This window comes from Streptococcus sp. 2100, from assembly GCF_013276335.1.
Taxonomy (GTDB): Bacteria; Bacillota; Bacilli; order Lactobacillales; family Streptococcaceae; genus Streptococcus; species Streptococcus pseudopneumoniae.
Window position 1 is genome coordinate 1 of the sequence record NZ_VMKV01000002.1, and the last position, 10,140, is coordinate 10,140.

The window sequence follows — 10,140 nt, forward strand, 5'->3', positions numbered from 1 at the left end:
TTATACTCAATGAAAATCAACGAGCAAACTAGGAAGCTAGACGCAGGTTGCTCAAAACACTGTTTTGAGGTTGCAGATAGAGCTGACGTGGTTTGAAGAGATTTTCGAAGAGTATTATTTAAAGTAAAATAGAAAGAGGTGGGGTCTATGTTTAATCTAGAAATCTTTAGAAGTAAAGATAGTCTACTCCTGCTTGAAAAAGAAAAACCAGAAATAGTACCTAGAGTAGCCATTTAGCTAGTCTAAATTTTTTAAAACAAAGGTCAAAGATAGTCAATATCAGTAATAATAAATAACAAAAAGAGGTAAAGAATATGAATAACAACTTTAATAATTTTAACAACATGGATGATTTATTTAACCAATTGATGGGTGGTATGCGAGGATATAGTTCTGAAAATCGGCGTTACTTGATTAACGGCCGTGAAGTAACGCCTGAAGAATTCGCTATTTACCGTCAAACTGGTCAACTTCCAAGCGAAGGAAGTGAACAAGCTCAGTACGTTCAAGGTAAAGGTATGAAACAAGATGGTGTCCTTGCTAAACTAGGTCGTAACTTGACAGCAGAAGCGCGTGAGGGCAAGCTGGATCCTGTTATCGGACGAAACAAGGAAATTCAAGAAGCATCTGAAATTCTTTCACGCCGTACCAAGAATAATCCTGTTTTGGTCGGAGATGCAGGTGTTGGTAAGACAGCAGTTGTCGAAGGTCTAGCGCAAGCCATTGTGAACGGAGATGTTCCTGCTGCTATCAAGAACAAGGAAATTATTTCTATTGATATCTCAGGTCTTGAGGCTGGTACTCAATACCGTGGTAGCTTTGAAGAAAATGTCCAAAACTTAGTCAATGAAGTGAAAGAAGCAGGGAATATTATCCTCTTCTTTGATGAAATTCACCAAATTCTTGGTGTTGGTAGCACTGGTGGAGACAGTGGTTCTAAAGGACTTGCGGATATTCTCAAGCCAGCTCTCTCTCGTGGAGAATTGACAGTGATTGGGGCAACAACTCAAGACGAATACCGTAACACCATCTTGAAGAATGCTGCTCTTGCTCGTCGTTTCAACGAAGTGAAGGTCAATGCTCCTTCAGCAGAGAATACTTTTAAAATTCTTCAAGGCATTCGTGATCTCTATCAACAACACCACAATGTCATCTTGCCAGACGAAGTCTTGAAAGCAGCGGTGGATTATTCTGTTCAATACATTCCTCAACGTAGCTTGCCAGATAAGGCTATTGACCTTGTCGATGTAACGGCTGCTCACTTGGCGGCTCAACATCCAGTAACAGATGTGCATGCTGTTGAACGAGAAATCGAAACGGAAAAAGACAAGCAAGAAAAAGCAGTTGAAGCAGAAGATTTTGAAGCAGCTCTAAACTATAAAACACGCATTGCAGAATTGGAAAAGAAAATCGAAAACCACACAGAAGATATGAAAGTGACTGCAAGTGTCAATGATGTGGCTGAGTCTGTGGAACGAATGACAGGTATCCCAGTATCGCAAATGGGAGCTTCAGATATCGAACGTTTGAAAGATATGGCCCATCGCTTGCAAGACAAGGTGATTGGTCAAGATAAGGCCGTAGAAGCTGTAGCTCGTGCTATCCGTCGTAACCGTGCTGGTTTTGATGAAGGAAATCGCCCAATCGGCAGCTTCCTCTTTGTAGGGTCTACTGGGGTTGGTAAGACGGAGCTTGCTAAGCAATTGGCACTCGATATGTTTGGAACCCAGGATGCGATTATCCGTTTGGATATGTCTGAATACAGTGACCGTACAGCTGTTTCTAAGCTAATTGGTACAACAGCAGGCTATGTGGGTTATGATGACAATAGCAATACCTTAACAGAACGTGTTCGTCGCAATCCATACTCTATCATTCTCTTGGATGAAATTGAAAAGGCTGACCCTCAAGTTATTACCCTTCTCCTCCAAGTTCTAGATGATGGTCGTTTGACAGATGGTCAAGGAAATACAGTAAGCTTCAAGAACACTGTCATTATTGCGACCTCAAATGCTGGATTTGGCTATGAAGCCAACTTGACAGAAGATGCGGATAAACCAGAATTGATGGACCGTTTGAACCCCTTCTTCCGTCCAGAATTCCTCAACCGCTTTAATGCAGTCATCGAGTTCTCACACTTGACTAAGGAAGACCTTTCTAAGATTGTAGATTTGATGTTGGCTGAAGTTAACCAAACCTTGGCTAAGAAAGACATTGACTTGGTAGTCAGTCAAGCGGCTAAAGATTATATCACAGAAGAAGGTTACGACGAAGTCATGGGGGTTCGTCCTCTCCGTCGCGTGGTTGAACAAGAAATTCGTGATAAGGTGACAGACTTCCACTTAGATCATTTAGATGCTAAACATCTGGAAGCAGATATGGAAGATGGCGTTTTGGTTATTCGTGAGAAAGCCTAAGATAGAATTTTGAGGATAAAAAAGAAGGAGCCAGCTGAAAAAAACTGGTTCCTTTTGAGGTACGACGGGCATGTCGTGTAGTAGAGGTGTACTATTCTAGTTTCAGTCTACTATAGTAGCTCAGAAGTCGGTACTTAAACGTGCTATATCAAAACCAGTCCTGGAAAAACGTGGACTGGTTTCGTGTTTGGATTATTACCTTGAACGACATGCGTTAAAAGTTAGTTGAACCGCCGTATGCCGAACGGCACGTGCGGTGGTGTGAGAGGGGCTAGAGATTATCCCCTACTCGATTTTAAATCACATGACGTTCAAAGGCATCATCTGAAATCCCTTGTTCCAAGATGAGTTTTGCCCATTCTTTAGCAGAGAAGAGGCTGTGGTCCTTGTAGTTTCCGCAAGATTCGATGGTTGTCCCTGGGACATCTTCCCAAGTAGTAGTTTCAGCGATTTCCTTGAGCGAATCCTTGATAACAGCTGCGATTTTAGCACTGGCGTGACGTCCCCACATAATCATGTGGAAGCCTGTGCGGCAACCAAATGGTGAACAGTCAATCATGCCGTCAATGCGGGTACGGATGAGTTTGGCTAAGAGGTGCTCGATAGTGTGAAGGCCGGCAGTAGGGATCGAGTCTTCATTGGGTTGCACTAAACGAATATCATAATTGGAGATGACATCTCCCTTTGGCCCTGTTTCTTCCCCAATCAAGCGAACATAGGGTGCTTTGACAATGGTGTGGTCAAGTTCAAAACTTTCGACAATAACTTCTTTTGACATGGTAAATCCTTTCAGTTTTCTTCTCTCATTATATCATAAAGGTTGCTCCTGAGACAGAGAGAAAACCTCTCCGAGGCTGGAGAGGTTGAAATCTTTACTTACGATATAAGCGGTCGTATTGGTAGTATGGGTCAAAGGTTACGTTGATACCCAGTTTACGAAGGACATTCTTGTCTTCATCAGTCAAGATGATGGTTGAGTGGGCTTCGCTTCCTTTGAGGTTGCCGAGTTCTTCCATAGCGCGGGCAGCATCAGGATTTTCTGTAGCTGTGATAGCAAGTGCAATCAGGATTTCATTTGAATGAAGGCGTGGATTGTGGCTACCGAGATGATCGATTTTAAGACCTTGGATTGGCTTAACAACTTCAGGCTCGATTAGTTTTACTTCTTTAGCGATGTCAGCTGATTTTTTGATGGCGTTGATCAAGGCAGCGGCTGTAGGGCCAAAGAGTTCTGAGTTCTTACCAGTGACGATTTCCCCATTTGGCAATTCAAAGGCTAGGGCTGGTCCACCAGTTTCTTCTGCTTTTTGGCGCGCAACGACAGCAACCTTACGGTCTGCAGGTGTGATACCGAGGTCGTTCATGAGCAACTCAATTTTCTTGACGGCAGCTTCGCCAACTTTTTCAGCTTTGAAGTCAAGAACTGTTTGATAGTAACGGCGGATGATTTCTTGTTTAGAAGCTTCGACAGCAGCCTCGTCATCTGTAATAGCGAAACCAACCATGTTGACACCCATATCTGTCGGTGAAGCGTATGGTGATTTTCCGAGAATACGTTCCAACATGCGCTTGAGCACTGGGAAGATTTCGATATCACGGTTGTAGTTGACAGTGGTTTCTCCATAGGTTTGAAGATGGAAGGGGTCAATCATGTTGACATCATCAAGGTCAGCTGTGGCAGCTTCATAAGCCAAGTTAACTGGGTGATGAAGGGGAAGATTCCAAACAGGGAAGGTTTCAAATTTAGCGTAGCCAGACTTGATGCCATTGATTTGGTCGTGGTACATATTGGACATACACGTTGCCAATTTTCCAGAACCGGGTCCAGGAGCGGTTACGACAATCAAGTTGCGACTGGTTTTGATGTAGTCGTTTTTGCCCATGCCTTCTGGGGAAATGATGTGATCCATATCCGTCGGATATCCTTTGATTGGATAATGAAGATAAGAATCAATTCCGTTTTTCTCAAGTTGGTTGCGGAAGGCATCTGCAGCGGGTTGGCCAGCGTATTGTGTAATGACAACGGAGCCGACAAAAATCCCTAATTCATTGAATTTGTCAATCAAACGAAGAACTTCTTGGTCATAAGAAATGCCTAAGTCGCCACGTGCTTTGGAATGTTCAATGTTGCTAGCATTAATGGCAATCACAACCTCAACCTGCTCTTTCAATTCTTGCAAGAGCTTGATTTTGTTGTCAGGTTCATAACCAGGAAGGACACGAGCAGCGTGGAAATCTTCTAACATTTTACCGCCAAATTCTAAGTAGAGTTTGCCGTCAAATTGGTTAATGCGTTCCAAAATATGGTCGCGTTGTAAATTCAAATATCGTTCAGAACTAAAAGCTTGTTTTTTCATTTTTTTACCTCTGACCTCTATTATAATAAAAAATTGGAAGTTAGGAAACTACGGAGTTAAAAAAGGAATCAAAAAGATTAGGCGAACGCTTGCATAAAAATCTGAAAAGCGCTATCATAGACTATAGATTATTAAAATAATGAGGTAAGAAGATGCAAGAAAAATGGTGGCACAATGCCGTAGTTTATCAAGTTTATCCAAAGAGTTTCATGGACAGCAACGGAGATGGAATTGGCGATTTGCCAGGAATTACCAGTAAGTTAGACTATCTAGCCAAGCTAGGGATTACAGCGATTTGGCTTTCTCCCGTTTATGACAGCCCTATGGATGATAATGGCTACGATATTGCTGATTATCAAGCGATTGCAACGATTTTTGGAACCATGGAGGATATGGATCAACTGATTGCGGAAGCTAAGAAGCGTGATATTCGTATCATCATGGACTTGGTGGTCAATCATACCTCGGATGAACATGCTTGGTTTGTAGAGGCCTGTGAAAATCCTAATAGCCCTGAGCGAGACTACTATATCTGGCGCGATGAACCCAATGACCTAGATTCTATCTTTAGTGGGTCTGCTTGGGAATACGATGAAAAGTCAGGTCAATACTATCTCCACTTTTTCAGTAAGAAACAGCCGGATCTCAACTGGGAAAATGAAAAACTTCGCCAGAAAATTTATGATATGATGGACTTCTGGATTGATAAAGGTATTGGTGGTTTCCGTATGGATGTTATTGACATGATTGGCAAAATTCCTGACGAGAAGGTAGTCAATAATGGTCCTATGCTTCACCCCTATCTCAAGGAAATGAATCAGGCCACCTTTGGAGCTAAGAATCTCTTGACAGTAGGGGAAACCTGGGGAGCAACGCCAGAGATTGCCAAGCTCTACTCTGACCCAAAGGGGCAAGAATTGTCTATGGTCTTCCATTTTGAACATATCGGTCTTCAGTATCAGGAAGGTCAGCCTAAATGGCACTATCAAAAAGAGCTGAATATCGCTAAGTTAAAAGAAATCTTCAACAAATGGCAGACAGAGTTAGGAGTTGAGGACGGCTGGAATTCCCTCTTCTGGAACAACCATGACCTCCCTCGTATTGTCTCAATCTGGGGAAATGACCAAGAATACCGCGAAAAATCTGCCAAAGCCTTTGCAATCTTGCTTCATATTATGAGAGGAACTCCTTATATCTACCAAGGTGAGGAGATTGGGATGACCAACTATCCGTTTGAAACGCTGGATCAAGTAGAAGATATTGAATCCCTCAATTATGCGCGTGAAGCTCTTGAAAAAGGTGTTTCGCTGGAAGAAATCATGGACAGTATACGTGTCATTGGACGTGACAATGCCCGTACCCCTATGCAATGGGACGAGAGCAAAAACGCTGGTTTCTCAACAGGTCAACCTTGGTTGGCAGTGAATCCAAACTATCAAGCAATCAACGTTCAAGAAGCGCTGGCAAATCCAGATTCTATTTTCTATACTTATCAGAACTTGGTCCAAATCCGTAAGGAGAACAGCTGGCTGATTCGAGCTGACTTTGAATTGCTTGATACGGCTGATAAGGTCTTCGCCTATATCCGTAAAGATGGCGACCGTCGTTTCCTAGTTGTGGCTAACTTGTCCAATGAAGAGCAAGTCTTTGTAGTAGAAGGAAATGTCAAATCTGTCTTGATTGAAAACACCCTAGCTCAAGAAGTCTTTGAAAAACAAATCTTAGCTCCATGGGATGCTTTCTGTGTGGAATTACTATAAATATTTTTTACAGAAAAATTTAAAATTGAAATCGCATAAAAACAAGGGAAGGCTGTATGAAAAGGCAGAAATCCTTTGTTTTTTATAACCAAGGTTTATAAACTTTCATTCTCGAAATTCAATTAACTTTACAAATTTCCACTATTTTGGTAAAACAAACCTATGTTACAAAAACTAACATAAAGTAGAAGGGAGATGAATACAAAAAAGAGTGTCCTTAGTGCAGGCCTGACTTTTGCATTTGCCTTGCTTTTAGCTGCTTGCGGACAATCAGGTTCAGATACAAAAACTTACTCATCAACCTTTAGTGGAAATCCAACTGCATTTAACTACTTGTTAGACTACTACGCTGATAATACAGCCATCATTACCAACCTAGTTGATGGTTTGCTTGAAAATGACAATTACGGAAATCTAGTTCCGTCTTTAGCAGAGGACTGGTCTGTTTCAAGCGGCGGTCTGACTTATACTTACAAATTGAGAAAAGTGCCAAATGGTTCACGGCTGACGGTGAAGAGTACGCCCCAGTTAAGGCACAAGATTTTGTGACAGGTATCAAGTACGCAGTGGATAATAAATCACAGGCCATTGACTTGATTCAAAACTCGATTAAGGGCTTGAATGATTATATTACAGGAGCGAATTCTGACTTTTCTAAGGTTGGGGTGAAGGCCATTGACGACCAGACTGTTGAGTATACTTTGTCACGGCCAGAACCTTACTGGAACTCAAAAACAACCAACAGTATTCTTTTCCCAGTAAACGAAGAGTTTTTAAACTCAAAAGGGAAAGATTTTGGTACCCTATCTCCAGATAGTATTCTCTACAGCGGACCTTATTTGTTAAAAGATTTCACATCAAAATCATCGATCGAGTATGCGAAAAATCCGCATTACTATGATCATGACAAAGTATCAATTGAACATGTGAAATTGGCCTATTTTGATGGTTCAGACCAAGAATTGACCATCCGTAACTTTGAAAGTGGAGCTTATTCTATCGCTGGGGTTTATCCAAATAGTTCTAACTTGGCTAAGACCAAGGAGAAATATAAGGATAATATCGTCTATAGCTTGCAGGACAAGACTTCTTGGTATTTCAATTTCAACGTTAACCGTAAGGCCTACAATCACACTGCTAAAACGACAGATGAGCAGAAGAAGTCAACTGAGACAGCTGTTTTGAACAAGAACTTCCGCCAAGCGGTGAACTTTGCCTTGGACCGCACAGCCTATTCTGCTCAGTCAAATGGGGAAGAAGCAGCTAGCAAGACTCTTCGTAACACCCTAGTACCTCCTACATTTGTCCAAGTTGGAGACAAGACCTTTGGAGAAGTAGTCGCTTCTAAATTGGTCAACTACGGAACAGAATGGTCAGGTATTAACTTGGCAGATGCTCAGGATGCCTATTTCAACAAAGAAAAAGCCCAAGCAAAATTTGTGGAAGCTAAAAAAGAATTGGCAAGTCAAGGTGTGACTTTCCCTATTCACTTGGATGTGGCTGTTGATCAGACAAGTAAAAATGCTGTGACAGGCATGAACTCAGTTAAGCAGACCCTTGAGTCAGTTTTGGGTGCTGATAACATTGTCATTGATGTTCAGCAACTTTCAACAGATGATTTTAATAATGTAGCCTTCTTAGCACCGACAGCAGCTGATCGTGACTACGATTTGAACTTTGATGGTTGGGTGGGTGACTATCAGGATCCATCAACTTATCTCAATCCTTTCAATGCAGAGGATGGATTCTACCTTAAGATTTTTGGACTAGATGCCAAGGAAGATAAGGAAAAAATCACTAGTCTAGGTCTGGATACCTACACTAAGATGCTCAAAGATGCAGATAGTGAAAACAAAGATGTAGCCAAGCGTTATGAAAAATACGCTGAAGCACAGGCTTGGATGATTGACAATTCTCTCATTATGTCAGCTATGTCAAGTGGTGGCACAGCATCTGTAACCAAAGTGACGCCATTTACAAGAGGCTATTCATTGGTTGGTATCAAGGGTGATGGCAATAACTACAAGTACATGAAACTGCAAAAAGACACTGTGACGACCAAACAGTTTGAAGAAGCTAAAAGTAAATGGGAGCAAGAAAGCAAAAAAGCAATCGAAAAAGCCCAAAAAGAAGCAGAAAAACATGTTAAATAGTTAGAAATAGCCTTTTCAAGCAAAATCCTAAAGACAAACATCAGTTTTGGTGCTTGTCTTTTTAAATCACTCGGCTATCGAAAACTGAGAAATGATTTGTTTTGTGCTAAAATAGATTGAAACGAATACTCAATAAAAATCAAAGAGTAACTGGGAAGTCAGCTCAAAATACTGTTTTGAGGTTGCAGATGGACGCTGACGTGCTTTGAAGAGATTTTCGAAGAGTATAAAGATCCTCTCTTTTACTATAGTTAAGGAGATGTAAAGATAAGTGATAAGGAAGAGACTATGTACGACTATCTAATCGTTGGTGCTGGTTTGTCGGGAGCAATTTTTGCTTATGAGGCGACTAAGCGTGGAAAAAAAGTAAAAGTTATTGATAAACGTGACCACATTGGTGGAAATATCTACTGTGAGAATGTAGAAGGGGTTAATGTTCATAAATATGGTGCCCATATCTTTCATACTTCTAATAAAAAAGTTTGGGACTATGTCAATCAATTCGCTGAGTTTAACAATTATATCAACTCGCCTCTAGCTAATTACAAGGGTAGCCTTTATAATCTACCTTTCAATATGAATACTTTCTATGCTATGTGGGGTACAAAAACTCCTCAAGAAGTGAAAGATAAGATTGCTGATCAAACGGCTCATATGAAGGACGTTGAACCTAAAAACTTGGAAGAACAGGCTATCAAGTTGATTGGTCCAGATATTTATGAAAAATTGATTAAAGGATATACTGAAAAGCAATGGGGACGTTCTGCTACTGACCTTCCACCGTTTATTATTAAACGTCTACCAGTTCGTTTGACCTTTGATAATAATTATTTCAATGACCGTTACCAAGGAATTCCAATTGGTGGGTATAATGTCATTATCGAAAATATGCTCAAGGATGTGGAAGTAGAACTTGGTCTTGACTTTTTTGCCAATCGTCAAGAATTAGAAGCTTCTGCTGAAAAAGTTGTCTTTACAGGGATGATTGACCAATACTTTGATTATAAACATGGTGAGTTAGAATACCGTAGTCTTCGTTTTGAGCATGAAGTTTTTGATGAAGAAAACTATCAAGGAAATGCTGTAGTGAACTACACAGAGCGAGAAATTCCTTATACTCGCATTATTGAGCATAAACATTTTGAGTATGGTACACAAGCTAAAACGGTTATTACTCGAGAATACCCAGCTGATTGGAAACGTGGAGATGAGCCTTATTATCCAATCAATGATGAGAGAAACAATGCTATATTTTCCAAATATCAGGAAGAAGCGGCAACAAATGACAAGGTTATTTTCTGTGGTCGTTTAGCAGATTATAAATACTACGACATGCATGTGGTCATCGAACGGGCTTTGGAAGTGGTCGAGGAAGAGTTGGGACAATAATGCAAGGATTCCGTTATTTTAGAATCTTTGCTACTTAAGATTTTTATACTAAACTAAAATTAAA

General features: G+C 40.9%; 5 protein-coding genes and 1 pseudogene. 4 read left to right on the plus strand and 2 right to left on the minus strand.

Annotated elements, in window-relative coordinates; all coding sequences use genetic code 11:
- The first annotated feature begins 314 nt into the window (after positions 1-314).
- Positions 315-2,417, plus strand: coding sequence for an ATP-dependent Clp protease ATP-binding subunit (locus HT669_RS00270; protein ID WP_172922191.1), 2,103 nt, complete (start codon positions 315-317; stop codon positions 2,415-2,417).
- Between the two features lie 295 nt (positions 2,418-2,712).
- On the opposite strand, the gene HT669_RS00275 is transcribed toward HT669_RS00270, so the two are convergent.
- Both HT669_RS00275 and HT669_RS00280 read right to left on the minus strand, forming a co-directional pair.
- Positions 2,713-3,195: an S-ribosylhomocysteine lyase gene (locus HT669_RS00275; protein WP_000032561.1), complete on the minus strand. Its 483-nt coding sequence runs from the start codon at positions 3,193-3,195 to the stop codon at positions 2,713-2,715.
- 94 nt (positions 3,196-3,289) lie between these two features.
- Positions 3,290-4,774 carry a DUF1846 domain-containing protein gene (locus HT669_RS00280; protein ID WP_000743635.1) on the minus strand — a complete coding sequence of 495 codons (1,485 nt, stop codon included), beginning with the start codon at positions 4,772-4,774 and terminating at the stop codon, positions 3,290-3,292.
- 152 nt (positions 4,775-4,926) lie between these two features.
- On the opposite strand from HT669_RS00280, the gene HT669_RS00285 reads away from it, so the two are divergent.
- From HT669_RS00285 to glf, 3 genes and pseudogenes are all read left to right on the plus strand, one after another.
- On the plus strand, positions 4,927-6,534 hold the full coding sequence (locus HT669_RS00285; protein ID WP_001156807.1) for an alpha-glucosidase: 1,608 nt from the start codon (positions 4,927-4,929) through the stop codon (positions 6,532-6,534).
- Between the two features lie 195 nt (positions 6,535-6,729).
- A pseudogene (locus HT669_RS00290) lies at positions 6,730-8,687 on the plus strand (peptide ABC transporter substrate-binding protein).
- 288 nt (positions 8,688-8,975) lie between these two features.
- The gene (glf, locus tag HT669_RS00295; RefSeq protein WP_000272518.1) at positions 8,976-10,076 is read left to right on the plus strand and encodes a UDP-galactopyranose mutase; all 1,101 of its coding nucleotides are present in this window, start codon (positions 8,976-8,978) and stop codon (positions 10,074-10,076) included.
- Positions 10,077-10,140: the final 64 nt, after the last annotated feature.

Bases quoted from the DNA above. Each gene is read 5' to 3' on its own strand.
- HT669_RS00270 (WP_172922191.1), top strand. From the start codon at position 315: ATGAATAACAACTTTAATAATTTTAACAACATGGATGATTTATTTAAC.
- HT669_RS00275 (WP_000032561.1), bottom strand. From the start codon at position 3,195: ATGTCAAAAGAAGTTATTGTCGAAAGTTTTGAACTTGACCACACCATT.
- HT669_RS00280 (WP_000743635.1), bottom strand. From the start codon at position 4,774: ATGAAAAAACAAGCTTTTAGTTCTGAACGATATTTGAATTTACAACGC.
- HT669_RS00285 (WP_001156807.1), top strand. From the start codon at position 4,927: ATGCAAGAAAAATGGTGGCACAATGCCGTAGTTTATCAAGTTTATCCA.
- glf (WP_000272518.1), top strand. From the start codon at position 8,976: ATGTACGACTATCTAATCGTTGGTGCTGGTTTGTCGGGAGCAATTTTT.